The sequence below is a fragment of the Vogesella oryzae genome (assembly GCF_902829295.1).
In the GTDB taxonomy this organism is placed as follows: domain Bacteria; phylum Pseudomonadota; class Gammaproteobacteria; order Burkholderiales; family Chromobacteriaceae; genus Vogesella; species Vogesella oryzae.
In genome coordinates, this window is sequence record NZ_CADEPL010000019.1 from 32,087 (window position 1) to 57,589 (window position 25,503).

Sequence of the window (25,503 nt, forward strand, 5' to 3'; positions counted from 1 at the left end):
CTATGCAAGCCGGTTTTTTCCGCGCCGCCGGCTGCCTATAGTGACAACAGCCACCACTCACACCCCACACACCATGAACGACACCCAGATCGACCTGGTACAAAACGCCTGGGAGCAACTGTCCTATAACCGCGAGCAATTCACGCTGGACATCTACCACGCGCTGTTCCGGCTCGACCCGACCCTGCGCTCGATGTTCAACCTGCCGCCGGAGCGGCTGTCGCAGAACCTTGGCCGCACGCTCAATACCGTGCTGACCAGCCTGCACGATCTGGACAGCATCCGTTTCATCATTGTCAACCTCGGCGCCCAGCACTACCGCTACGGCGTCAAGCCGGAGCACTTCGCGGTGCTGAAAACCGCGCTGACCGAGGTACTGCAACAGCACCTTGGCAAGCAACTGACCCCCGCACTGGCCGAGGCGTGGTCACAGGCGTACGACCTGATCGCCACGCTGATGCTGCAAGGGCTGGCGCAGGCGGCACAGCGGCAGCAGGCCGCCAGCTGAGCCGCACGACTCAGGCCAGATCGAACAGCAGTGCCTGCAGCGGTTCGCTGCCAACGTTGCGCAGGGTGTAGGCCGGCTGTGCACTGACCTTGGCGGCATCGCCCGGGCCGATCTCGACATCGCCCAGCTGCAGCTGCCCGCTCACCACATGCACATAGCTGCAGCGACCCGGTTGCTGGCTGAATTCCTGCGCCGCGCCTGGCGCCAGGATCAGCTGGTACAGCCGCGCATCCTGGCGCATCTGCAGGCTGCCGTCGGCACCATCCGGCGACGCTACCAGCGTCAGCCCCGGCGCCATGCCAAAGTCTTTCTGCTGATAGCCCGGTTCGCCGCCGCGCTGGTTCGGCTCGATCCAGATTTGCAGAAAGCGCAGCTCCTCGCTGTCACTGGCATTGAACTCGCTGTGCAGGATGCCGCGACCGGCGCTCATCAGCTGGAACTCGCCGGCGCGCAGTACTTCCTCGTTACCGGTGGAGTCGCGGTGGCGGATGGCGCCCGCCAGCACATAGCTGATGATTTCCATGTCGCGATGGCCGTGGGTATCGAAGCCGGCGCGCGGCAGCACGCGGTCATCGTTGATGACCCGCAGGTCGGAAAAACCCATGTGCGCCGGATCGTAATAGCTGGCAAACGAGAAACTGTGCCGGCTCTGCAGCCAGCCAAAGTCGGCCTTGCCACGGGATTCGGCATGACGAATGTCGATCATGGTGAGTTCTCCTGAATAAGTTTCCGGTAGCAGCACTAGTTACCAAACCTGCTGTAGCCGTCATGCCTGCTACTTTACCGCTGCCGGCGGCAAAGCAAAATCGCAGAAATTCGCGTAGCTATTTCAGTAAAACAGAACAAGTCCGCGCGCGGCACGAGCGCGGCAGGCCGCCGCGCTTGATGCAGCACAAACCGCGTCGCCACACTGCCCCGCCGTGGCGGGCGATGTAATATCTTTTTATCAACTATCCACCGCGCCGGAGCCATCTCATGCATTTTCTGCACGCATTGCCCGCCTATGTGTTCTTCACCGGCAAGGGCGGGGTCGGTAAAACCTCGCTGGCCTGTGCCACCGCCGTGAAGTTGGCCGATAGCGGCCAGCGCGTGCTGCTGGTCAGCACCGATCCGGCTTCCAATATCGGCCAGGTATTCGGCCAGACCATCGGCAACCATATTGTCGCCATCGACACGGTGCCCGGCCTGGCAGCCCTGGAGATCGACCCGCAGGCGGCGGCGCAGGACTACCGCGACCGCATCGTCGGGCCGGCGCGCGGCGTGCTGCCGGAAGCCGAGGTGCGCAGCATGGAGGAGCAACTGTCCGGCGCCTGCACCACCGAGATCGCCGCCTTCGACGAGTTCACCGCACTGCTGACCGACGCCTCGCTGCTGCACGACTACGACCACATCGTGTTCGACACCGCCCCCACCGGCCACACCATCCGCCTGCTGCAGTTGCCGGGCGCGTGGAGTGGCTTTCTGGACAGCGGCCAGGGCGATGCCTCCTGCCTGGGGCCGCTGGCCGGCCTCGACAAGCAGCGCAGCCGCTACCATGCCGCGGTGGCGGCGCTGACCGACCCGGCGCGCACCCGGCTGGTGCTGGTGGCCCGCGCACAGCAGGCCACGCTGCGCGAAGTGGCGCGTACCCGCCAGGAGTTGGCCGCACTGGGCATGCGCCAACCACAGCTGGTGATCAATGGCGTGCTGCCGCAAGCCGCCTGTGATGGCGATCCGCTGGCCGAGGCGGTGTGGCGCCGCGAACAGGCGGCACTGGCGGCGATGCCGGCCGAGCTGGCCAGCCTGCCGCAGGACAGCGTGCCGCTACTGCCGGTCAATCTGGTGGGGGTCGATGCGCTGCGCCAGCTGTTGGCCGCATCGCCAGCCGGTGGCACCGCCGCCGCGGCCAACCTCGAGCTGCCGCCGCTGCCGCAACTGGGCGGGCTGGTGGACGAGCTGGCGGCCAACGGCCACGGCCTGATCATGCTGATGGGCAAGGGCGGCGTGGGCAAAACCACCATGGCCGCCGCCATCGCGGTGCAGTTGGCCGCACGCGGCCATGCGGTGCACCTGACCACCTCCGACCCGGCCGGCCAGCTGGATGCCAGCCTGCAGGGCAGCCTGCCCACGCTGGCCATCAGCCGCATCGACCCGCAGGCCGCCACCGAGCAGTACCGCGCCCAGGTGATGGCCAGCAAGGGCAAGCAGCTGGATGAGCAGGGCCGCGCCATGCTGGCGGAAGACCTGCGCTCGCCCTGTACCGAGGAGATCGCGGTATTCCAGGCCTTCTCGCGGGTGATCCGCGAATCCGGCCGCAAGTTCGTGGTGCTGGACACGGCCCCTACCGGCCACACCCTGTTGCTGCTGGATGCCACCGGCGCCTACCACCGCGAAGTGGTACGGCAGATGGGCGAGCGGCTGCACTTCACCACCCCGATGATGCAGTTGCAGGATCCGGCGCAGACACGGGCGCTGATTGTCACGCTGGCGGAAACCACGCCGGTACTGGAGGCGGCCGGGCTGCAGGACGACCTGCGCCGCGCCGGCATCGAGCCGTGGGGCTGGATCATCAACAACTGCCTGGCGCAGGCTCGCCCCACCGCACCGCTGCTGCGCCAGCGCGCCGCCAGCGAGCTGCCGCTGATTGCCCGGGTACAACAGCAGTACAGCCAGCATCTGGCGGTGGTACCGCTACAGCAGCAGGAGCCCACCGGCGTGGCGGCACTACTGGCACTGGGGCAACCCGCCACCGCGCCATAGCCCCGCGCCGCGCGGCAATGGCAGGCAGCGACGGCCCCGCGCGCTGCCTTCCGCTGCTTGCGGTGGCCGGCTTGCAAGATCAGGTCGTCAAACGGCCATCAAACAGAATTTTCTGCAAATTCTGTCGCCATCCGCCACGCAATACGCAATCGGAAAATTTCCCGCCGGTGCTAGCATAGCTTTATGCCACTAACACCCACGGGAGCCAGGATGACGCTGTTCGACATTACTCCGCCGCTATCGGCCGCCACCCCGGTGTGGCCGGGCGACACGCCGATTGACGAGCAGCGTACTTGGCAGCTGGATGCCAATTGCCCGGTCAATGTCTCGCGCCTGACGCTGTCCACCCACAGCGGCGCGCATGCCGATGCGCCGCTGCACTACCTGGCGGAAGGGCTGCCGATCGGCCAGGTCGACCTCACCCCCTATCTGGGGCCGTGCCGCGTGGTGCATTGCCTGGGCGCCGGCGAACTGGTGACACTGCCGCAGCTGCAGCAACGGCTGCAAGCCCTTGCCGGCCCGCTGCCGTCGCGGGTACTGATCCGCAGCTACCAGCAATTCCCGCAACAGTGGGACAACGACTTTCCCGGCATCAGCCCGCAAGCCATCGACTGGCTGGGCAGCCAGGGCGTGTGCCTGATCGGCGTGGATACCGCATCGCTGGACCCGATGCACAGCAAGACGCTGGACGCGCACCACGCGGTAGCCCGCAACCGCATGGCGATTCTGGAGAACCTGTGCCTGGACGCGGTGCCGGAAGGCGACTACGAACTGATCGCCCTGCCCCTGAAACTGATCAACCTCGACGCCAGCCCGGTACGCGCCGTACTGCGCCCGCTGGCCTGATTGCCGTACCGTGGCGCCACGCGCGCCATTCGCCACAACACCGGAGTAACCATCATGCAATGTCCAATGTCCGGCCACGCCGCCGCAGCAGATAACAGCAACGAGCGCTGGCACGATGCGCAAATGGATTTTTCCTCGTCCATGAGTTACGGCGACTACCTGGGGCTGGACCAGATCCTGAGCGCCCAGCACCCGCTGTCGCCTGACCACAACGAGATGCTGTTCATCGTGCAGCACCAGACCTCCGAGCTGTGGATGAAGCTGATGCTGCACGAGCTGCATGCCGCCCGCGAGCAGGTGAAGCTCGACCAGCTGGCGCCGGCCTTCAAGATGCTGGCACGCGTGTCGCGCATCATGGAACAGCTGGTGCAGGCGTGGAACGTGCTGTCGACCATGACACCACCGGAATACACCGCCATGCGTCCCTACCTGGGGATGTCGTCCGGCTTCCAGTCGTTCCAGTACCGCGAGATCGAGTTCATTCTCGGCAACAAGAATGCCGCCATGCTGCAGCCGCACGCCCACCGTCCGGAGTATCTGGCGCAGGTGACCGCGGCACTGGAGGCGCCGTCGCTGTACGACGAAGCCATCCGCCTGATGGCGCGCCGCGGACTGGCGATCGACCCGGCCTGCCTGCAGCGCGACTGGACCAAACCGGCCGGCCACAATGCCTCGGTGGAGGCAGCCTGGCTGCAGGTGTACCGCCAGCCCGACCTGCACTGGGAGCTGTACCAGCTGGGCGAGAAGTTTGTCGATCTGGAAGACGCCTTCCGCCAGTGGCGCTTCCGCCATGTCACCACCGTGGAGCGCGTGATCGGCTTCAAGCGCGGCACCGGCGGCACCGATGGCGTAAGCTACCTTCGCAAGATGCTGGACGTGGTGCTGTTCCCGGAGCTGTGGCACCTGCGCACCGAGCTGTAACCGGCAGCCCGGCAACAGCGCGGGGATGCGGCGCAAGGACAAGGGTTGGCCGCATGCGGCCAACCCTTGTCGATTACAGCCCGCCACTGGTATCCGGCGGGTAAATGGTCTTCACTGAAGCGGGAGCGCATCGCCTGTCGGCATGCGCGGCAGACGCGCTTGCGCCGCAGCAAGCGGCAAGGAGACCACCATGCATATCGCCATCATCGGCAAGGGCAATGTCGGCAGTGCCCTGCAGGCCGGGCTATCCCGGCTGGGACACCAGGTACAGGCCGTTGGCCGCGACCCGCAACAGATTCACCAGGCAGCACTGGCCAGCGAGCTGCTCATCCTGGCGATGCCGTTTTCCGCCATGGATGACGTCATTACCGCGCTGGGCGTGGCCGCCGACAGCAAGATCGTCATCGATGCCACCAACCTGCTCACCGAAAGCCTGCACCTGGCCGACGGTTTCGACACCAGCGGCGCCGAACAGCTGCAGGCCAGGCTGCCGGCGGCTCGGGTCATCAAGGCGTTCAATACCTGTTTTGCCAGCACCATGAGCAGCGGCCATGTGAAAGGCGAACAGCTGGTGGGCCTGGTCGCCGGCGATCACGCCCCCGCGAAGCACATCGTGCTGGAGATAGTCGATGCACTGGGCTTTGACGCGGTCGATGCCGGCCCGCTGCTGATGGCGCGCTACCTCGAGCCGATGGCGCTGCTGAATATCCGCCTGGGCTATGTACAGGGACTGGGGCCGGACATCGGCTTCCGGCTGGTGCGCTAGCAAAACCTGGCTGCCGGCTCAGGCGGTCGGAGCGTAACCGGCCAGAAACACCTTCACGGCATCAGCCACGGTGTCGCGAATCTGCTCGATGGCCGGCAGCTCGGTGATGCCGACAATCATCTGCTCCTGGTATTCCGCCTCCAGCAACCCGATCAGGTGCATCGTCGCCGCCCAAGGCCGAGCTTGGCGCAAGCGTCCGGCCGCCATTTCACCGGCCAGAAAGTCAGCCACCACCTGCCAGCAGCGCCCAGGGCCGTTGTCAAAGAACAGCCGCCCGACTCCGGAACGGCGCCCCTCGCTCAGCACGATGCCGCGCAGCGCAGACAGCTCCGGACTCAGCACGTTAAGCAGGAAATTCTCGCCAAACGCCTGCAAGGAGCCGACCAGATCGTCTCCAGGCACCAGCCGCGCATACGCTTGTTGCATGCGCTCTTCGGCCAGGAACTGCATCACTACCAGGAACAGCTCTTCCTTGGACGGGAAATAACTGTACAGCGTGGCCTTGGAACCACCGGCACGCGCGGCGATTTCCGCCATCGAGGCGGCTTCATAGCCCCGCTCGATGAATACCACGGCTGCTGCCTCCACGATGGCCTGTCGCTTGGCCTCGGTCTTGACCCTCATGCCCTCTCCATATCTGAACCCGTGAGTTCAATTTTCTGTTGACAAGGATTATACCTCAATATTATAACCATACCGTACAGTTTAGTTATGACCCGAACGAGGTCGCCACGATGCACACACAACCACACCCCTTACGCCTCACCCTGCTGCTGGCAACAGTGGCCGCACTGAGCGGCTGCGCCGCCATTCCGGACTTGGGCAGCAAACCGGAACTGCAATCGCTGTCGCAACTGGACAGCAAACAAACCCTGCATGGCACTGCCGACGGCTGGGTGCAGCAGGACTGGTGGCAGGCTTACGGCGATGCCCAGCTAAACCAGCTGATGGTAGAAGCGCTGGCCAATGCACCGGATCTGGCACTTGCCCGCGCCCGTATCGCCAGCGCCGAGGGCTATGCCCAGCAAGCCGGTGCCAGCCGCCTGCCCAGTGTTGATCTCGACGCCAGCGTCACCCGCGAGAAGCAGAGCTACAACAACGGTTATCCGAAGAGTTTCGTGCCGCAGGGATTCAACAATGCCAACCGCGTGACACTGGACTTCAGCTACGAGCTGGACTTCTGGGGCAAGAACCGCGCCGCGATTGCCGCGGCTACATCCGAGTTGGCCGCCAGCCGTGCCGAGGCCGCGCAAAGCCGTCTGTTGCTGACCACCTCGCTGGCGGCCAACTATGCCGAGCTGGCACGCTTGTTTGCCGAGCAGGAAGCCGCGCAGCAAGCGGTAAACGTACGCCAGCAGACCGAACTGCTGCTGCGCGAGCGCCAGCAACAGGGGCTGGAGACCGACGGCAGCGTGCGCCAGGCTACCTCGCGCCTGGCCGGCGCACGTGCCGACCTGCTGGCGGCGGAGCAGACCATCATCCTGCAGCGCCATGCGCTGGCCGCGCTAGTCGGCGCCGGCCCTGACCGCGGCATCACCATTAGCCGTCCGGCCGCCAGCATTGGCCAGCCGCAAGGACTGCCCGCCAGCCTGCAAGCCAGCCTGCTGGGGCATCGCCCCGATCTGCAGGCCGCGCGCCTGCGTGCAGAAGCGGCTGCCCGCCGCATCGACGTGGCCACCGCCGGCTTCTATCCGGATGTAAACCTCAGCGCCTACATCGGTGCGCAGTCACTGGGACTGGGCCTGCTGACCAAGGCCGGCTCCGGCATCGCCGGCATCGGCCCCAGCATCAGCCTGCCGATTTTCCGCACCGATCAGCTGCAGGGCAGCTATCGCGTGGCCCGTGCCGACTACGACACCGCCGTAGCCAGCTACAACCAGACCCTCAGCCAGGCGCTGCGTGAAGTGGCCGACGCCGTCACCCGGCAACGCCTGCTGCTGCCGCAGCTGGAACAGCGACAACTGGCGCTGCAGGCGGCGGAAGACGCCATGCGCGTCGCCAACGACCGCTATCGCGGCGGCCTGGCCAGCTATCTGGACGTGCTGAATGCCGAAGACAGCGTGATTGCCGCCCGTCGCACCCTGGCCAATCTGCAAAGCCAGCGCTTCAGCGACGACATCAGCCTGATCAAGGCCCTCGGCGGCGCCGAACTGCCGGCCTGAACCATCACCAACCGAACATAGCCCCGGCAGTGACGCCAAGCGCCTGCCGCACTAGCGAGAGAACCGATCATGAGCGAACTCACCCAAACCCTGCCCTCCTCCTCCCAACCGGCCAGCGACATGATGGCGCGCCGTAAACAGCTGTTCCGCCTGCTGGGCAGCTTGGTCGCACTGGCCGCCATCGGCTACGGCAGCTACTGGTATCTGGTGTCGTCGCACCATGTCAGCACCGATAACGCCTATGTGGCGGCGGAAATCGCCCAGCTGACCCCGGAAGTGGCCGGCACCGTCAGCCAGGTCAAGGTGGTGGATACCCAGACCGTCAAACGCGGCGATGTGCTGGTGGTGCTGAACGACAGCGATGCCAGACTGGCGCTGGCGCAGGCCGAAGCCGAGCTGTCGCGCGCCCAGCGGCGGGTAAGAGGCTATCTGGCCAGTGATGAAGGGTTGGCCGCACAGGCGCAGGCCCGCGCCGCCGAAGAAAGCCGCAGCGCCGCGCAACTGGCCTCGGCCAAATCGGAACTGGAACGCGCCAAGCTGGACTTCGATCGCCGCCAGGCACTGGCCAAGAACGGCTCGGTCTCCGGCGAGGAACTGAGCAATGCCCGCAACGCACTGGCGGTCGCCAATGCCGGTTACACCGCAGCCGAGGCCGCGGCGCGCCAGAGTGCGGCCAACTACCGCGCCGCCATCGGCTCGCTGAAGGCCAACCAGGTGCTGACCGAGAACAGCTCGCTGGACAGCAATCCGGAAGTGGCCCTGGCGCGCGCCAAGCGCGATCAGGCACGCCTGGATCTGGCGCGCACCGTGATTCGCGCCCCGGTCGATGGCGTGATTGCCAAGCGCCAGGTGCAGCAAGGCCAGCGGGTACAGGCCGGCAGCACGCTGCTGTCGGTGGTGCCGTTGCAGCAGGTGCATGTGGATGCCAACTTCAAGGAAGTACAACTGCGCGATGTGCGCATCGGCCAGCCGGTGGCGCTGGAATCCGATCTGTACGGCAGCAAGGTGGTGTACCACGGCAAGGTAGCCGGCCTGTCCGGCGGCTCCGGCGCGGCGTTTGCCACCATCCCGGCACAGAACGCCACCGGCAACTGGATCAAGGTGGTGCAGCGCCTGCCGGTACGCATCGCACTGGACCCGGCCGAGCTGAAAGCCCACCCGCTGCAGGTCGGCCTGTCGATGACCGCAACGGTCGATACCGCCGCACAGTAAGGACGCCGCCATGTCATCCGTCAGCGCTCCCGCCCCCGTCAATCCGCTTACCGGCAACAAGCTGTGGCTGGCCGCCATGTTGCTGGCGGCGGCCAACTTTGTGGCGGTGCTGGACACCACCATCGCCAACGTGTCGGTACCCAATATCGCCGGCAGCCTGGGGGTGTCCTCCAGCCAGGGCACCTACGTCATCACTTCCTACGCGGTGGCCGAGGCCATCACCGTACCGCTGACCGGCTGGTTGGCCGCACGCCTTGGCACGGTGCGGCTGTTTGCCGGCGCGATGATTTTGTTCGGTATCTTCTCGCTGCTGTGCGGCATGGCCACCTCGCTGGAGATGCTGATCCTGTTCCGCGTGCTGCAAGGCCTGGCCGGCGGCCCGTTGATGCCGATGTCGCAGACCCTGCTGCTGCAGATTTTCCCCAAGGAAAAAGCCGGCGCCGCCATCGGCTTATGGAGCATGACCACGCTGGTGGCGCCGATCATGGGGCCAATCCTCGGCGGCAAGCTGTGTGACGACGCCAGCTGGCCCTGGATCTTCTACATCAACGTGCCGATTGCCATTGCCTGCGGCTACTTTGGCTGGGGGCTACTCAAGCGTTACCAGAGCCAGCTGGTGAAAATGCGCTTTGATGCCGTGGGGCTGGCCTTGCTGGTGCTGTGGGTCGGCGCGTTCCAGATCATGATCGACGAAGGCAAGAATCTGGACTGGTTCAACTCGCCGGAGATCGTCAGTCTGGCCGTGGTCAGCGCCATCGGTTTTGCCGCCTTCATGATCTGGGAGCTGACCGAGCGCAATCCGGTGGTGAACTTGCGCGTGTTCCGCCACCGCGGTTACTGGGTCAGCGTGCTGACCATCTCGCTGGCGTTCGGCTCGTTCTTCGGTGCCACGGTGCTGACGCCGCAATGGCTGCAAAGCTATATGGGTTACACCGCCACCGCGGCTGGCCACGCCACCGCCATGAGCGGCATTCTGGCCGTGCTGGTGGCACCGTTGGCCGCACAGCTGTCGCAACGTATGGACCCGCGGCCGCTGGTCTTCGCCGGGGTGATGTGGCTGGGGGCGGTAACGCTGTTCCGCAGCTTCTCCACCACCGACATGGGCTTCTGGCAGGTAGCGCTGCCCCTGCTGTTCCAGGGGCTGGGCATGCCGTTCTTCTTCGTGCCGCTGACCGGCCTCGCCATGGCCAGTGTCAATCCGGAGGAAATGGCCTCCGCCGCCGGGCTGATGAGCTTCATGCGCACGCTGTCCGGTGCCTTTGCCACCTCGCTCGTCACCACCGCGTGGGATGACAAGGCCAGCTACTACCATGCCGAACTGACCGCCGTGGTCGACAGCAGCCAGCAAGCACTGCAGCAACTGGGCGGCGGCAGCATCGAAGCCGGCAAGTCGCAGCTGGCGCAACTGGTCCAGGCACAGAGCATCATGCTGTCCACCAACGAGCTGTTCTGGCTGTCCAGCCTGTCCTTCGTGGCCGCGGCCTGCGTGATCTGGCTGGCGCCCAAACCCAGCCGCGTGGCCGATACCAGCCAGGCGCACTAGCTGGCGGTTGGCCGCAAGCCTCTGCCGCTTGGTGGCGACTTGCGGCCAACCTCGCCACCTGCCGCAGCGCCTCGCCGGGGCGCGGATTGTCCGCAGGCCGGCTTTCGGCTAGAATGCCCCCCCTGTCCATGCCCCGGTGGTGAAATTGGTAGACACAAGGGACTTAAAATCCCTCGGCTTCGGCTGTGCCGGTTCGACCCCGGCCCGGGGCACCACAGCGACCTCGCAACAGGTCCGGACAGCAAAATAACCCGCTCGGCGTAAAGCCCGGCGGGTTTTTTGTTTTTCGCGGAAATAGCCTAGCCAAAAGTACGCAGCCATTGGCACAGCCAGCGCTGGCGGAAAATGCTTGGGATAAGGCCCTGACTTCGGTCTACAGCCCACACCACGCCCGGCCCGCTCCACGAAAGCGCACCAAGCTTGTCAGCACAAACCAGCCAGCAAACAGACTGGCCGTGTACAGCCAACCCGGCTTAACGGGCAAAACAATCCGATGGACAGTAGCATTGCTACCAATTTGAGGTCGCAGCACACCGATTTGAAGGGAATTTTAGGCTAGAAAAGCAAAACGCCCAGCATCTGCTGGGCGTCTGGCACCTTGATTTACAAGGGTTTTGTTGGAGGCGCGGGCCGGAGTCGAACCGACCTACACGGATTTGCAATCCGGTGCATAACCGCTTTGCTACCGCGCCGTAAACTTTTTGCCCGAATTGCAATCATTCAGACAATTTGAACAAATTGTGGAGCGGGAAACGAGGCTCGAACTCGCGACCTCAACCTTGGCAAGGTTGCGCTCTACCAACTGAGCTATTCCCGCGTCGCTGTACTGCTATCAATTTTTTGGAGCGGGAAACGAGGCTCGAACTCGCGACCTCAACCTTGGCAAGGTTGCGCTCTACCAACTGAGCTATTCCCGCATCGCTAAAACTGCTACTTATTTTGTGGAGCGGGAAACGAGGCTCGAACTCGCGACCTCAACCTTGGCAAGGTTGCGCTCTACCAACTGAGCTATTCCCGCGTCGCTATACTGCTATCAATTTTTTGGAGCGGGAAACGAGGCTCGAACTCGCGACCTCAACCTTGGCAAGGTTGCGCTCTACCAACTGAGCTATTCCCGCGTCGCTAAAAACTGCTACTAATTCTGTGGAGCGGGAAACGAGGCTCGAACTCGCGACCTCAACCTTGGCAAGGTTGCGCTCTACCAACTGAGCTATTCCCGCAGACCGTTTTCTCTGCCACTTCGCTGCCGTTGCTGCTGGCTGCGTCGTGAAGAGAAGGCGAATTATAATGATGGATTGGCGATTGTCAACGCTCAAACATCAATTTTTTTGCCCGAAAATTCCCGCGCGGCCATCTGCAGATAATAAGCCATTGACCACAAAGTCAAAATTACCGCGATTACCATAAACAGTTTTCCGGCGATCATGGTATCGATGCCTGGGATGATCGGGCCGGCATACAACAACAGCAGAATGGCCACCATCTGGGCCGCAGTTTTCAGCTTGCCGATATAGGCTACCGCCACACTGTTGCGGCGCCCCATTTCTGCCATCCACTCGCGCAATGCCGAGATGGCGATCTCGCGACCGATGATGATCATCGCCATCCAGCCTTCCAGCCGCCCCAGTTCCACCAACAGGATCAGTGCCGCCGCCACGATAAGCTTGTCGGCCACCGGATCGAGAAAGGCGCCGAAGGCCGAGGTCTGCCCCAAGCGGCGAGCCAGATAGCCATCCAGCCAGTCGGTGACGGCAGCCAGGCCAAAGATCAGTGCTCCCAGGCTATTGCGATGGTGCTGTACCAGCACGCTATCGGGCAGGAAAAACACGGCAACGCAGACGGGTATCAGAGCTACGCGCAGCCAGGTAAGCAAAATCGGCAAATTGAAGGGCATGTTCAGGTCTAGTTATTCAATGCAGGGCATTATGGATTTTTTCGGCCAGCGCATGGCTGATACCGTCAACTTGAGCCAGATCGTCGATACTGGCGGCAATCACGCCACGCAAGCCACCAAAACGGGTAAGCAGCCGCTGCCGCCGCGTGGGACCCACGCCCGGAATCTCTTCCAGCGTGGACTGTGTCCTGGCCTTGGCACGGCGCGCACGGTGACCGGTAATGGCGAAGCGGTGGGCCTCGTCGCGCACAGTCTGAATCAGGTGCAGTGCGGCGTGATCGCGCGGCAATTGTAGCGTTTTTTGCAAGTGGGGCACGATCAGTGTTTCCAGCCCGGGCTTTCGCTCCTCCCCCTTGGCCACACCGACGATGGGCACATCCACGCCGACTTCGGCCAGAACCTCCAGCGCTACCCGCACCTGGCCCTTACCGCCATCGATCAGCAAGACATCGGGCAACTTGCCCTCGCCGGCGGCCAACTTGCTATAGCGCCGCGTCAACGCTTCGCGCATGGCGGCATAATCATCGCCCGCGGTGGCGGTCTCGATATTGAAGCGCCGGTACTCCGACGGCTGCATGCCGCCACGGTCGTATACCACACAGGAGGCCACCGTCGCCTCGCCCATGGTATGGCTGATGTCGAAACACTCCAGCCGCGCCACCTCGTCCACTTCCATCAGCTCGGCCAAGGCGGCCAACCGGGCATTCTGACTGGCGGCACTCAACAGGCGCTGACCGATGGCGATGCGCGCATTCTTCTCGGCCATTTCCAGCCACACGCGACGCTCGCCGATCGGGTTACCGACAAATGCCAGCCGCTTTTGCGCCTGCTCGATCAGCAGTTGCTGCAATTCAGCCGCCACTGTTTCATTGTGGATGATGACCGCCGGCAACATCGCCCCCAGGTAATGCTGGGCCAGAAAGGCCTCGAGGTTGGCCGCAAGGGTATCGTCGGCATTACTGGGAAAGAAGCTTTTGTCGCCCAGATGGCGGCCCCCACGAATCATCACCAGGTTGACGCACACCAGGCCGCCCTCGGCAGCAATCGCCACCACATCGGCATCCAGCTGGCTGGCGTTACTGGAGACAAACTGCTTTTCCTGTACCCGCGACAACGCCTGAATCTGGTCGCGCAATTCCGCCGCCTGTTCGAATTCCAGGTTTTGCGATGCGGCCAACATGCGATCGCTCAGCTCGTCGATCAGCTCGCTTTGTTTGCCCTGCAGGAAGGTTGTTGCCCGCCGTACATCCTCGCGGTAATGCGCCGGACTGATCTCGCCAGTACAGGGGGCGGAGCAGCGCTTGATCTGGAACAGCAGGCACGGACGGGAGCGATTGGCAAACACGCTGTCCTCGCAGGTACGCAGCCGGAATACCTTTTGCAGGATCTGGATACTCTCGCGCACCGCATAACCGTTGGGATAAGGACCGAAATACTGGTTAGGCTTTTTCGGCTCGCCACGGAAATACGCCAGCTGCGGATACTCATGCCCGGACAGCATCAGATAGGGATAGGACTTGTCATCGCGAAACAGGATGTTGTACTTCGGCGCCAGCGCCTTGATCAGGTTGTTTTCCAGAATCAAGGCTTCCGCTTCGCTGCGCACCACCGTGGTTTCGATGCCGGCGATCTGTGCCACCATCAACTGGATGCGTGGGCTGAGGTCACTCTTCTGGAAATACGAACTGACCCGCTTTTTGAGGTCGATGGCCTTGCCGACATACAGCACATTACCTGCAGCATCCAGCATGCGATAAACACCGGGCAGGCCCGGCAGGCTGGCCAGCACCGGCTTGGGGTCAAACTTTTGCGTCATTACTGCTGGCACCAGGTCTTGACGTCTTCCTGTGCCCGGCGAATCGCCTCTGACTTGCCCGCTTCCACCGGGCGGCCCGGTACCGGCGGTTTGGTCAGCAGCGCCAGATTATCCTTGGCGGTCTTGCAGTTGGCCGCCATCATGCGGCGATTCTGCTCCTGCGCCTTGGCGGCCAATGCCTTGCTGTCCAGCGGCGGCTTGGCATCACCCGCCGGCGCCGAAGCATCCTGTCCAGGCACGATACCGCCCGGCTGCAGCACCAGTTTGCTGGAACGACGCCCCGGCGGCGGCGTATCGAAAAAGACAGTACGACCGTTGGCATCCACCCAGCGATAGACATCGGTTGCCTGCGCCCCACCGGCGGCCAGCAACCCCGCCAGCAGCAACCATCCGTATCCCTTTGCCATCTTTGATCCCCAGTAGCGTTTGCACGATTGACCGGATTGTATATGTCCGGTGCCATCAAACGAAGCCTAGCAGGGTTTTGCAGAGCTCGGCGGGTATCGGTATAATGCGTTTTTGCCGCTTAAGGAACGCCAAGATGCGCATCATCGAGAAAGCCTATACTTTCGACGACGTTCTCCTCGTCCCGGCCCATTCCGCTGTACTGCCGCGCGACGTTGCCCTCACCACCCGCCTGACCCGCAATACCAGCCTGACCCTGCCGCTGATCTCCGCTGCCATGGATACCGTGACCGAAGCCCGCCTCGCCATTGCCATGGCACAGGAAGGTGGCATCGGCATCATCCACAAGAATATGTCTGCCGAGAAGCAGGCGCTGGAGGTCTCCAAGGTCAAGCGCCATGAAAGCGGCGTGGTGAAGGATCCGATCACCATCGCACCGGACATGCTGGTGCGCGATCTGGTCTTGCTGACTCGTCAACACAAGATTTCCGGCCTGCCGGTCGTACAGAACGGCAAAGTCGTGGGCATCGTCACCAACCGTGACCTGCGCTTCGAAACCCGCCTGGACCAGCCGGTTGCCAGCATCATGACCCCGCGCGAGCGTCTGGTGACTGTCAAGGAAGGCGCCAGCATCGAAGAAGCCCGCGGCCTGATGCACACTCACCGCCTGGAGCGTGTACTGGTCATCAATGATGACTTCGAGCTGAAGGGTCTGATTACCGTCAAGGACATCATCAAGACCAGCGAACACCCGAATGCCAACAAGGACAGCCAGGGCCGTCTGCGCGTTGGCGCGGCAGTTGGCACCGGTGGCGACACCGACGAGCGCGTCGCCGCCCTGGTGGCCGCCGGCGTGGACGTGATCGTGGTGGATACCGCCCACGGCCACAGCCAGGGTGTACTGGACCGTGTGAAGTGGGTGAAAACCAACTTCCCGCAAGTTGACGTGATTGGCGGCAACATTGCCACCGCCGACGCTGCCCGCGCACTCGTTGCCGCCGGCGCCGATGGCGTGAAAGTGGGCATCGGCCCCGGCTCCATCTGCACCACCCGTATCGTGGCCGGTGTCGGTGTACCGCAGCTGACCGCCATCCATAACGTATCCGAAGCGCTGAAAGGCACTGGCGTGCCGATGATCGCCGACGGCGGCATCCGCTTCTCCGGCGATATTTCCAAGGCACTGGCAGCCGGCGGTAACGCCGTAATGCTGGGCGGCATGTTTGCCGGCACCGAGGAAGCCCCGGGTGAAGTCGAACTGTACCAGGGCCGTTCCTACAAGTCCTACCGTGGCATGGGCAGCCTGGGCGCGATGAGCCAGGGCTCCGCCGACCGCTACTTCCAGGACACCACCAGCAACGCCGACAAATTCGTGCCGGAAGGCATCGAAGGCCGCGTACCGTACAAAGGCCCGATCGCCCAGGTCATCCACCAGCTGGTGGGCGGCCTGCGCTCCTCGATGGGCTACCTCGGCTGCAAAACCATCGACGAAATGCACGAAAAAGCCGGCTTTGTGGAGATCACCTCCGCCGGCATGCGCGAATCCCACGTGCACGACGTGCAGATCACCAAGGAAGCACCGAACTACCACGTGGATCGCTAAACACCACCAGGTTGGCCGCAAAAACCCCGCTCCGGTGAGCGGGGTTTTTTCATTGCCGCTAACGCCAGCATCGAATGCAGTGTTCTGCCACTGCACCTCGCCGTTGCTAACGGCCTTGCGTACACTGCCTAATCCCCAGCCAACACCGGCCACCAAGCGATGATCCACAGCTACCAACCCCGCCGCCAGCCATGCAGCGAGCGTCTCACGCTCAACCATCATGACTACCACATCCTGCGCTGGGGCGACCCGTCGGCGCCGCTACTGTTCATGCTGCACGGCTGGATGGATTGCGCCGCCACCTTCCAGTTCACCGTGGATGCGCTGGATGATGGCTGGCAGATCATCGCCCCGGACTGGCGCGGTTTTGGCGACAGCGCCTGGAACAGCGACAGCTACTATTCGCCGGACTATCTGGCCGATCTGGATGCCCTGCTGCAGCATTACAGCCCGCATGCTGCGGCCAACCTTGTCGGCCACAGCATGGGGTCGATGGTTGCCGGTCTGTATGCCGGCATCCGCCCGGAACGGGTGGCGAAGCTGGCGCTGGTGGAGGGCTTCGGTCTGCCGCCGTCACGCCCGTCCGAAGCACCGGGGCGCTATGGCAACTGGTTGAAGGAAAAGCGCCAGCCGCCGGCCTTTGCCCCTCTGGGCGGGATCGAGGAGCTGGCCAGCAAGCTGGTTGGCCGCAATGCCTACCTGCCGCTACCGCAGGCGCGTTTCATGGCCACCGCCCTCACCCGCTGGCAAGCGGATGCCCTGCGCTACCGGGCCGACCCGCGCCACAAAATGGTGAATCCGGTGCTGTACCGGCTGGAGGAAGCCATGGCCTGCTGGCGCCGCATCACCGCGCCGGTACTGTGGGTGGTGGCGGAAGAGGCACTGGGAACACCAATGGCGCGTGGCATCGCGCCCACACTGGACGAGCGCCGCACCTGCTTTGCCACTTTGCAGGAAGTCAGCATCGCCCGCGCCGGGCATATGGTGCAGTGGGAGCAGCCGGAGGCGCTGGCCGGGCATCTGGCGCGCTTCTTTGCATATGAACAATTGTCATAACCGCAGGCGCGATCCTCCCGTAAAGTTTTCGCCTCTGCTTACAACCCAGCGGCCCGCCGCACCAGCCTACGGACCACGTCATGACCCGCTATGCCCGCCACCTGCAGGATGTCACCATCAACAACCCGTTCCCCGGCCTGCCCCGGCTCGAGGCACTGATCGGCCGCAAGATTGTCAGCCGCATCGGCTCCAACGAAAGCATGGCCATCGAGCAGCACACCGTCAGCCGGCTGTGGGGTGATGCACTGTACGAGCTGGCCCGCCTGTACCCGGACCCGTATGCCACGGCAGTGCGTGAACGTGCGGCCACGCTCAACGGCGTGACGGCGGCCAACGTGGTGGTGGATGCCGGCGCCGACAGCCTGATCGCGCTGTTCCTGCGCACCCGCGTCAGTCCGGGTGACGTGGTGGTATGCACCGCCGGCAGCTACCCGACTTTCCGCTACTTTGCCGAAGGCGTCGGCGCCCGCATCGTCGAGGTGCCGTATGCCGAAACCGAGGGCGTGCTGCACAACGACCTGCCGGCCCTGGCGCGCGCGGCACGCGAACACGATGCCGCACTGCTGTATCTGGCCAACCCGGACAATCCTACCGGCACTTTTCACCGCGCCGATGCTATCGACACGCTGCAGAGCCAGTTGCCTGCCGACTGCCTGCTGCTGCTGGACGAAGCCTATATCGACTTCTGCGCCGAGGGCGAACGCCAGGGCGTGCTGCCGAATACCGCCCGCCTGCGCACCCTGTCCAAGGCACACGGTCTAGCTGGCCTGCGCGTCGGCTATGCCATTGCACCGGAAGAGTGGATTGCCAAGGCTGACCAGATCCGCACCCAGTTTGCGGTATCCAGCGTCGCGCAGGCCGCCGCTACCGCCGCGCTGAACGATCCGGACTGCAGCGCACGACTGATCGCCGACACCCTGCAATTGCGCGACCAGCTGGCCAGCGCACTGTTGCAGCGCGGGCTACAAATCCTGCCGTCACATACCAATTTTGTCGCCATCGTTTACCCGGATGCCGCCACGGCACTGGCAAAACAAAAAACCCTGCTGTCACAAGGGGTTGCCGTTCACCGCCCGCCGCACCCATCCATGCAGCATGTGCTGCGCGTCACTGCCCACCCGGATGCACTGCAAGCAACGGTGCTGGCTGCGCTGTGCCAGGCATGAAAAGCACAAGTGGCGCTGCTAGAATGGGCGAAACATTCCATCGAAAGCCGCGCCGGTAATGAGAGTCCCGCAATTCGACGCCAACACCACGTCCGAACTGGTGCGTAATCTGGTCATCCCGCCCCGCCCGGCCATCATGGATCAGCTGATGGCCTTGCGCAGCAATCCGGACATGAACCTGATGGACGTGGCCGACGTCATCTCCACCGACATTGGCCTGTCATCGGCGGTACTCAAGGCCGCCAACAGCCCGTTTTTCGGTGCCTCGCGCTCGCTGACCTCCATCCACCAGGCTGTCAGTCTGCTTGGCGTTCGCAATCTGCTGTTCCTGGTGCAAGGCCTGCTGCTGCGCCTGACGCTCACCAGCCAGAAGCCACCAGCCATTGAGACCTTCTGGGAGCGCACCATGCACGAGGCGGCCACGGCAGCGGCGCTATGCCACCGTCTGGGCCGCCCCAGCGAGGAATGCCAGTCCTTTGCCCTGTTCCGCAGCTGCGGCATTGCGGTGATGCTGATGCGCTACCCCAACTACGAACGCACCCTGCGCCTGATTACCCAGGCCCAGGACCAGCAGAGCAGCAAGATCGAACAGGAATTTCACGGCACCAGCCATGATGTGGTGGGTTACCTGGTTGGCCGCGCATGGCTGATGCCGGAAGACTTCAACCAGGCCATCCTGCTGCAGCACAGCCCGGAGCTGTTCCGTGGCGACAGCAGCAATCAGCTGCTGGATCACGAGCACAAAATGATGGTGGCAGTGGCGCGTGCCGCACAGCATGTATGGCGCACCAGTACCGATAGCCACGGCGACCCGGGCTGGAAAGAGCGTGCCGAAGAGCTGGTTTCCTACTTGGGCATGAGCGAAGTGGAGTTCGAGGACTGGGTGGATGCCATGCATGACCAGATCCACCAGCACCGCTGATTGCCGCGACATCACATTAACGGTCTGAAACCTGCTGCCGTTCACTTGCCCAAGTGAACGGCATTTTAGTTGCCAGTTCGCCGAAATATGACTACAGCAGGCAACCCGTTATTGCCTGCGCTTAACCGCCCTCGCCCAGTGCTGCGCGCATTTGCTCCAGTTCCTGCAACCGGTCGTGAATATCACCCCAGTGCCGCGTATTCACCGCGGCAATCAGCGCGTCGATCAGCATCAGCAGCGGGGTGTTGGCATCCCAGCCGGCCGGACCGGCGGTGTGCGCCGCCAGCGTGTATTTGGCGCAGCGTGACACCGGCGACAGCCACTGGTCGGTGAACAACACTACCTGCACCTTGCGTTGCGCCGCCATCTCCGCCATGCGCTGCGCGTCCTGCCAGTAGCGGCGGATATCGAACACCACCAGTACGTCGTGCTTGTCCATGTCCACCAGGTGATCCGCCCAGCTGGCCGGCAGCGCGCGCAACTGGGTCACCTGCGAACGCACCACCTTCAGGTGATGCGCCAGATAGGCAGCCAGCGGCTCAGTCAGGCGCCCGCCCAGCAGCCAGATGCGGCGCTTGGGGTCGGCCAGCAGTGCCACCGCACCATCAAACTCTGCCGCGCTGACGTTGGCCGCGGTCTGGTGCATCAGCTCGCTCTGACGGCGCACAAAGCCGGCCAGAAAATCGGTATTCGCCAGTTCCGGCGCAGCCTCGCGCCGCACCAGCGGCGACTGCAGCCGCGCCTCCAGCTCGCCGCGCAGCGCGGCCTGGAACGCGGAGTAGCTGTCAAAACCCAGTTTCCCCACCAGCCGCAACACTGTCGGCCCGCTGACTTCCACCCGCGCCGCCAGCTGGGCAATGGTCTCCAGCCCCGCCACCGGGTAATTGGCCAGTAGCACGCGCGCGATCTTGCGCTCGGTCGGCGTGAGCTTATCCATTTCGGTGCGCAGCAATTCTGCAACAGAGCGGTTTTGCCCCATATGACATCCTCGTTTCCAGCATTGGCGGTACTTGTCGACAGTTTGGCGGATGCACTGCGGGAGAGCAACGTAATTTTTATTACATTTAACCGCTTGCAATTAATTTTTCTAACGCCTACTACTATGCACAGAGGGCAAGAAAACCGCCCCGGGTGACTGCAAAGAGAGAGGAAACCATGGAACCGCATAACGTAAAGACCGCAGACGATCTGCGCACGCTGATTCAACAGCGTGACCTGAAGCAGATCAAGGTCGGCTTGTACGATCTGGACGGCGTGATGGCCGGCAAGTATATGTCGCGTGAGAAGTTTCTGTCCGCACTGGACGGCGGCTTCGGTTTTTGCGATGTGGTATTCGGCTGGGACGTGAGCGACAAGCTGTACGACAACACCAAGCTGACCGGCTGGCAGCGCGGCTATGCCGACGCCCAGGTGCGGATTATTCCGGAAAGCTGTCGCGAACTGCCGCTGGAAGGCAACATGATCCTGCTGCAGGGCGAGGTGGTCGGCCGGCTGGAGGCGCTGTGCCCGCGCGGCCTGCTGCGCCGGGTGCTGCAGCGTGCGGCCAACCTGGGTTTCGAGCCGATGGCCGGTATCGAGTACGAATTCCTGGTGGCCGACGAAAACAACACCGAGCTGCTTTCCCGCCACTACCGCGACATCAAGCCGCTGGGCAACGGTGCCTTCGGTTACTCGGTGCTGCGCAACTCGGTGAACACCGAGTTCTACCAGGGCTTGATGCAGCTGTGCGACAGCATGGCCATGCCGCTGGAAGGCTTTCATGAAGAGACCGGCCCCGGCCAGCTGGAAGCGGCACTGGGCGTAGACAAGGCACTGCGCGCCGCCGACAACGCCGCGCTGTTCAAGACCTTTGCCAAGGTACTGGCTCAGAAGCAGGGTCGCACCTGCAGCTTCATGGCCAAGTGGCACCAGGAATACTCCGGCCAGGGCGGCCATATCCATATCTCGCTGAAGAACGGCAATGGCGACAATGCCTTCTTCGACCCGAGCCAGCCAGGCAACGTCAGCCGCACCATGCGTCACTTCATCGGCGGGCTGCAGGCGCTGATGCCGCAGATCACCAGCCTGGCCGCCCCCACCATCAACAGCTTCCGCCGCCTGGTGCCCGGTTACTGGGCGCCCACCTCCGCGCTGTGGGGCATCGACAACCGCACCGTGTCGCTGCGCGCCATTCCCGGCAGCAACAAGTCGCAGCGGGTGGAATACCGCTTGCCCGGCGCCGACTGCAACCCTTACCTGGCACTGGCCAGCGCGCTGGCCGCCGGCCTGCACGGCATCGAACACGAGATCGAACCGGACGACGCGATTACCGGCAACGGCTACCTGCTGGATGCGCCACCGGAGCGCCGCCTGCCGCGCTCACTGTGGGAAGCCGCCCAGACGCTGAAGCATTCCGTGGTGATGCGTAACTGGCTGGGCGACGACTTTGTCGACCACTTCGCCGCCACCCGCGAGTGGGAGGAACGCGAGTTCCAGCGCCACGTTACCGATTGGGAATTGAACCGTTACTTCGAGATCATCTGACATGAGCCAGCATTTTTCCGTTATCTCCCCTGTCGACGGCAGCGAGCTGCTGCAACGCAATTATCACGACGCCGCCAGCGTGCGCGCCACGCTGGATGCGGCCAACCTTGCCCGCCGCAGCTGGCGCCAGGTCAGCCTCACCGAACGCAAGCTGATGGTTGGCCGCGCGGTGGACGAACTGGTAGCGCGCAAGGAGCGCATCGCCGAGGCGATTACCCGCCAGATCGGCCGCCCGATCAGCCAGTCGCCGGGCGAAGTGCGCGGCCTGGAAGAGCGCGCCCGCACCATGATCGAGCTGGCCGAGCAAGGCCTGGCCGACGTGCGTCCGACACCCAAGGCCGGCTTCGAGCGCTTCCTGCGCCGCGAACCGCTGGGTACCGTGCTGGTGCTGGCGCCGTGGAACTACCCGTTCCTCACCGCCATCAACACCATCGTCCCGGCACTGGTAGCCGGCAATACCGTGATCCTGAAACACTCCAGCCAGACCCCGCTGGTGGCCGAGCTGTTCGACGAGGCCTTCAAGGCTGCGGGGCTGCCGGCTGGCGTGTTCCAGATCCTGCATCTGGACCACGCCGCCACCCTGCAGCTGGTGGCCAGCGAAGGCATCGACTTCGTGGCCTTCACCGGCTCGGTAGAGGCTGGCCGCACCGTGCAGCGTGCCGCCGCCGAGCGCTTCATCGGCCTGGGGCTGGAACTGGGTGGCAAGGACCCGGCCTATGTGCGCGAAGACGCCAACCTGCCCTCTGCCATCGAAAACCTGGTGGACGGCGCCTTCTTCAACTCCGGGCAGTCCTGCTGCGGCATCGAGCGTATCTACGTACACCAGCGCCACTACGATGACTTTGTCGCCGGCTTCGTGGAGCTCACCAAGGGCTACCGCTTCGGCAACCCGCTGGATGCCCATACCAACCTCGGCCCGATGGTACGCGCCAGCGCCGCCGCCTTCGTGCGCCAGCAGACGGCGGAAGCCATTGCCCAGGGCGCACAGGCGCTGATTCCGGCCGGCCACTTCGCCGCCGATGCGCCGGGCACGGCCTATCTGGCGCCGCAGGTGCTGGTGAACGTGAACCACGGCATGCGGCTGATGAGCGAAGAAAGCTTCGGCCCGGTGATCGGCATCATGCCGGTAAGCGGCGACGAGGAAGCGCTGCAATTGATGAACGACAGCCGTTACGGCCTTACCGCCTCGATCTGGACCGCCGACCGCGACGCCGCGTTGCACCTGGGCGAGCGGCTGGAAACCGGCACCGTGTTCATGAACCGTTGCGATTACCTGGACCCGACCCTGGCCTGGACCGGGGTGAAGGATACCGGTCGTGGCGTGTCGCTGTCGGTGCTGGGCTACAGCCAGCTCACCCGCGTCAAATCCTTCCACCTCAAAGACTGATCACCACTTCCGCTGCGGCCAACGTTGGCCGCAGCCAGCGCACAAGGACACGCACCATGCAACTGAAAGGCAACTGGAACTACCCCACCGCCATCCGTTTCGGCGCCGGCCGCGCCAGCGAACTGCCGGTCATGTGTGCCGAGCTGGGCATCAAGCGCCCGCTGCTGGTCACCGACCCGGGCCTGGCCAAACTGCCGCTGATTCCGCGCCTGCTGGACTTCCTGCACAGCGCCGGTCTGGCAGCCAGCGTATTCAGCGACCTGCGCCCCAACCCGGTGGGCCGCGACGTGGATGCCGGCGTGGCCGCCTATCATGGTGGCAGCCATGACGGCGTGATCGCCGTCGGCGGCGGCAGCGCGCTGGACGTGGGCAAGGCCATCGCACTGATGGTGGGCCAGGACCGCCCGCTGTGGGACTTCGAAGACGTGGGCGACAACTGGACCCGGGTCAACGTGGCCGGCGTGGCTCCCACCATCGCGGTACCCACTACCGCCGGCACCGGCTCCGAGGTTGGCCGCGCCTCGCTGATCATCGACGAGAACGGCCACCGCAAGGTCATCATCTTCCACCCGGCCATGCTGCCCAAGCTGGTACTGGCCGATCCGGAGCTGACCTGCGGCCTGCCGCGCCACCTCACTGCCGCCACCGGCATCGACGCCTTCGTGCACAACCTGGAAGCATTCTGCTCGCCCTACTACCACCCGATCGCCCAGGGCGTGGCGCTGGAAGGCATGCGCCTGGTGCACGACTGGCTGGAGGCGGCCTGCAACAACGGCAACAACGTGGAAGCGCGCTCCCACATGTTGGCCGCATCCATCATGGGTGCCACCGCGTTCCAGAAGGGCCTGGGCGGGGTGCATGCGCTGGCGCACCCGATCGGCGCGCACTTCGACACCCACCACGGCCTGGCCAACGCCATCCTGCTGCCGTATGTGCTGGTGAAGAACCGCCCGGCCATCGAGGAGCGCATCGTGGCCGCCGCCCGCTACATCGGCCTGACCGATGCCAGCTTCGACGGCTTCCTCAGCTGGACTCTGCAACTGCGCGCCAAACTGGGCATCGCCCACAGCCTGGCCGAGATCGGCATCAGCCGTGAACATGCGGCAATGATCGGCCATGACGCCAAGCAGGACCCGAGTGACGGCGGCAACCCGCTGCCGCTGTCCGCCGACGACTATGCGGCCATCTTCCTGGCCGCCTGCGAGGGCAACGTCCATGGCTAAACCGGTAATCGGCCTGACCACCTACCCGCCGGGCCCCGGCCACGGGCCACATACCCCGGAGCTGTACGTGCAGGCGGTGGTGCGTGCCGGCGGCGCGCCGGTGCTGCTGCCGCATGTCGGCGCCGACATGGTGGATGCCTGGCTGGCGCGGCTGGACGGCGTAGTGCTGATCGGCGGAGGCGATATCGAGCCGGCCCGCTACGACGGCGGCGAGCACCCCACCATCTACAACCTCAACCCGGCGCGCGATGAAACCGAGCTGGCACTGACCCGCGCACTGCTGGCAAGCCGGCTGCCGACGCTGGCGATCTGCCGCGGCCTGCAGCTGGTGAACACCGTACTGGGCGGCAGCCTGCACCTGCACCTGCCGGACGTGGTGGGCGAGGACACCCTGCACCGCGCCCCGCCGCGCGAGCCGGTGCCCCACGCCATCCGCGTGGCCGCCGGCAGCTGTCTGGCCGGCCTGCTCGGCGAGCACAGCGAGTCGGCCTCCTGGCATCACCAAGCCATAGCCCAGCTGGGTGAAGGCCTGGTGCCGGTGGCGTGGGCGCCGGACGGGGTGATCGAAGCGGTGGAACTGCAGGGCAACCCGCAGCTGACCGCAGTGCAGTGGCACCCGGAAATCACCGCCGCAGACGATAGCCGCCAGCAGGCATTGTTCGACCACCTGGTGCGACTGGCCAGCAAGTCGGCCTGACCCCCTTCCCGCATCCCGGCTCCCCGCCTGAGCGTGCTCCCCGCACCGCAGGCGCGGCCCCCGGCTTGCCTGAAGGACAGCATCACCGCAGCAACGTTTTTTCGCGACGGCCGTGCG

22 protein-coding genes and 7 tRNA genes are annotated in these 25,503 nt (G+C 64.2%); 17 read left to right on the forward strand and 12 right to left on the reverse strand.

Annotated features, from left to right (window positions below):
• Positions 1-73: 73 nt before the first annotated feature.
• Entirely contained in the window at positions 74-508 is a 435-nt protein-coding gene (locus HU218_RS07745; protein ID WP_174874375.1) for a globin domain-containing protein, read from the forward strand.
• Positions 509-518: 10 nt separating this feature from the next.
• On the opposite strand, the gene HU218_RS07750 is transcribed toward HU218_RS07745, so the two are convergent.
• Entirely contained in the window at positions 519-1,214 is a 696-nt protein-coding gene (locus tag HU218_RS07750) for a pirin family protein (protein WP_174874376.1), read from the reverse strand.
• 269 nt (positions 1,215-1,483) lie between these two features.
• Between HU218_RS07750 and arsA the strand changes: the two genes are divergently transcribed.
• From arsA to HU218_RS07770, 4 genes are all read left to right on the forward strand, one after another.
• On the forward strand, positions 1,484-3,247 hold the full coding sequence (gene arsA, locus HU218_RS07755) for an arsenical pump-driving ATPase (protein ID WP_174874377.1): 1,764 nt from the start codon (positions 1,484-1,486) through the stop codon (positions 3,245-3,247).
• 210 nt (positions 3,248-3,457) lie between these two features.
• The gene (gene kynB / locus HU218_RS07760; protein ID WP_174874378.1) at positions 3,458-4,093 is read left to right on the forward strand and encodes an arylformamidase; all 636 of its coding nucleotides are present in this window, start codon (positions 3,458-3,460) and stop codon (positions 4,091-4,093) included.
• Positions 4,094-4,147: 54 nt separating this feature from the next.
• Positions 4,148-5,014, forward strand: coding sequence for a tryptophan 2,3-dioxygenase (gene kynA, locus HU218_RS07765; RefSeq protein WP_246210834.1), 867 nt, complete (start codon positions 4,148-4,150; stop codon positions 5,012-5,014).
• 190 nt (positions 5,015-5,204) lie between these two features.
• The gene (locus HU218_RS07770) at positions 5,205-5,780 is read left to right on the forward strand and encodes an NADPH-dependent F420 reductase (protein WP_174874379.1); all 576 of its coding nucleotides are present in this window, start codon (positions 5,205-5,207) and stop codon (positions 5,778-5,780) included.
• Positions 5,781-5,798: 18 nt separating this feature from the next.
• On the opposite strand, the gene HU218_RS07775 is transcribed toward HU218_RS07770, so the two are convergent.
• A complete protein-coding gene (locus HU218_RS07775; protein ID WP_174874380.1) occupies positions 5,799-6,404 on the reverse strand; it encodes a TetR/AcrR family transcriptional regulator in 606 nt (201 codons plus the stop codon).
• 110 nt (positions 6,405-6,514) lie between these two features.
• Here HU218_RS07775 and HU218_RS07780 point away from each other — a divergent pair, with 110 nt between their 5' ends.
• The 4 genes from HU218_RS07780 to HU218_RS07795 all read left to right on the forward strand — a co-directional run bounded on the left by HU218_RS07780 (position 6,515) and on the right by HU218_RS07795 (position 10,912).
• Positions 6,515-7,942: an efflux transporter outer membrane subunit gene (locus tag HU218_RS07780; RefSeq protein ID WP_174874381.1), complete on the forward strand. Its 1,428-nt coding sequence runs from the start codon at positions 6,515-6,517 to the stop codon at positions 7,940-7,942.
• Between the two features lie 69 nt (positions 7,943-8,011).
• Positions 8,012-9,154, forward strand: coding sequence for an HlyD family efflux transporter periplasmic adaptor subunit (locus tag HU218_RS07785; protein ID WP_174874382.1), 1,143 nt, complete (start codon positions 8,012-8,014; stop codon positions 9,152-9,154).
• Between the two features lie 10 nt (positions 9,155-9,164).
• Entirely contained in the window at positions 9,165-10,697 is a 1,533-nt protein-coding gene (locus tag HU218_RS07790; RefSeq protein ID WP_174874383.1) for a DHA2 family efflux MFS transporter permease subunit, read from the forward strand.
• A gap of 130 nt (positions 10,698-10,827) precedes the next feature.
• Positions 10,828-10,912: transfer RNA gene (locus tag HU218_RS07795), tRNA-Leu, on the forward strand.
• Between the two features lie 403 nt (positions 10,913-11,315).
• Here HU218_RS07795 and HU218_RS07800 read toward each other — a convergent pair.
• The 9 genes from HU218_RS07800 to HU218_RS07840 form a co-directional block, all read right to left on the reverse strand.
• Positions 11,316-11,389: transfer RNA gene (locus HU218_RS07800), tRNA-Cys, on the reverse strand.
• Positions 11,390-11,438: 49 nt separating this feature from the next.
• Positions 11,439-11,514: transfer RNA gene (locus HU218_RS07805), tRNA-Gly, on the reverse strand.
• Positions 11,515-11,538: 24 nt separating this feature from the next.
• A tRNA-Gly gene (locus HU218_RS07810) sits at positions 11,539-11,614 on the reverse strand.
• A 25-nt stretch (positions 11,615-11,639) separates the two neighbouring features.
• Positions 11,640-11,715: transfer RNA gene (locus HU218_RS07815), tRNA-Gly, on the reverse strand.
• A 24-nt stretch (positions 11,716-11,739) separates the two neighbouring features.
• A tRNA-Gly gene (locus tag HU218_RS07820) sits at positions 11,740-11,815 on the reverse strand.
• A 26-nt stretch (positions 11,816-11,841) separates the two neighbouring features.
• Positions 11,842-11,917: transfer RNA gene (locus HU218_RS07825), tRNA-Gly, on the reverse strand.
• A 92-nt stretch (positions 11,918-12,009) separates the two neighbouring features.
• The gene (gene pgsA, locus HU218_RS07830) at positions 12,010-12,591 is read right to left on the reverse strand and encodes a CDP-diacylglycerol--glycerol-3-phosphate 3-phosphatidyltransferase (RefSeq protein WP_174874384.1); all 582 of its coding nucleotides are present in this window, start codon (positions 12,589-12,591) and stop codon (positions 12,010-12,012) included.
• A 16-nt stretch (positions 12,592-12,607) separates the two neighbouring features.
• Positions 12,608-14,407: an excinuclease ABC subunit UvrC gene (gene uvrC, locus HU218_RS07835; protein ID WP_174874385.1), complete on the reverse strand. Its 1,800-nt coding sequence runs from the start codon at positions 14,405-14,407 to the stop codon at positions 12,608-12,610.
• Positions 14,407-14,814 carry a DUF4124 domain-containing protein gene (locus tag HU218_RS07840; RefSeq protein ID WP_174874386.1) on the reverse strand — a complete coding sequence of 136 codons (408 nt, stop codon included), beginning with the start codon at positions 14,812-14,814 and terminating at the stop codon, positions 14,407-14,409. Before HU218_RS07840 ends, uvrC begins: the two co-directional genes overlap by 1 nt.
• 134 nt (positions 14,815-14,948) lie before the next feature.
• On the opposite strand from HU218_RS07840, the gene guaB reads away from it, so the two are divergent.
• From guaB to HU218_RS07860, 4 genes are all read left to right on the forward strand, one after another.
• Complete coding sequence (guaB, locus tag HU218_RS07845; protein ID WP_174874387.1) at positions 14,949-16,412, forward strand: IMP dehydrogenase; 1,464 nt, start codon at positions 14,949-14,951, stop codon at positions 16,410-16,412.
• 159 nt (positions 16,413-16,571) lie between these two features.
• The gene (locus HU218_RS07850; protein WP_174874388.1) at positions 16,572-17,468 is read left to right on the forward strand and encodes an alpha/beta fold hydrolase; all 897 of its coding nucleotides are present in this window, start codon (positions 16,572-16,574) and stop codon (positions 17,466-17,468) included.
• A gap of 80 nt (positions 17,469-17,548) precedes the next feature.
• A complete protein-coding gene (locus HU218_RS07855) occupies positions 17,549-18,634 on the forward strand; it encodes an aminotransferase class I/II-fold pyridoxal phosphate-dependent enzyme (protein WP_174874389.1) in 1,086 nt (361 codons plus the stop codon).
• Positions 18,635-18,692: 58 nt separating this feature from the next.
• Positions 18,693-19,556, forward strand: coding sequence for an HDOD domain-containing protein (locus HU218_RS07860; RefSeq protein WP_174874390.1), 864 nt, complete (start codon positions 18,693-18,695; stop codon positions 19,554-19,556).
• 121 nt (positions 19,557-19,677) lie between these two features.
• Here HU218_RS07860 and HU218_RS07865 read toward each other — a convergent pair whose 3' ends face one another.
• Positions 19,678-20,535, reverse strand: a complete 858-nt coding sequence (locus HU218_RS07865; protein ID WP_281357134.1) for a MurR/RpiR family transcriptional regulator — start codon at positions 20,533-20,535, stop codon at positions 19,678-19,680.
• 176 nt (positions 20,536-20,711) lie between these two features.
• On the opposite strand from HU218_RS07865, the gene HU218_RS07870 reads away from it, so the two are divergent.
• The 4 genes from HU218_RS07870 to HU218_RS07885 are packed head-to-tail and all read left to right on the forward strand — an operon-like array spanning position 20,712 to position 25,386.
• A complete protein-coding gene (locus HU218_RS07870) occupies positions 20,712-22,079 on the forward strand; it encodes a glutamine synthetase family protein (protein ID WP_174874392.1) in 1,368 nt (455 codons plus the stop codon).
• Between the two features lies 1 nt (position 22,080).
• Positions 22,081-23,466, forward strand: a complete 1,386-nt coding sequence (locus tag HU218_RS07875) for an aldehyde dehydrogenase family protein (protein WP_174874393.1) — start codon at positions 22,081-22,083, stop codon at positions 23,464-23,466.
• Positions 23,467-23,522: 56 nt separating this feature from the next.
• On the forward strand, positions 23,523-24,689 hold the full coding sequence (locus tag HU218_RS07880) for an iron-containing alcohol dehydrogenase (RefSeq protein WP_174874394.1): 1,167 nt from the start codon (positions 23,523-23,525) through the stop codon (positions 24,687-24,689).
• A complete protein-coding gene (locus tag HU218_RS07885) occupies positions 24,682-25,386 on the forward strand; it encodes a gamma-glutamyl-gamma-aminobutyrate hydrolase family protein (protein WP_174874395.1) in 705 nt (234 codons plus the stop codon). Before HU218_RS07880 ends, HU218_RS07885 begins: the two co-directional genes overlap by 8 nt.
• Positions 25,387-25,503: the final 117 nt, after the last annotated feature.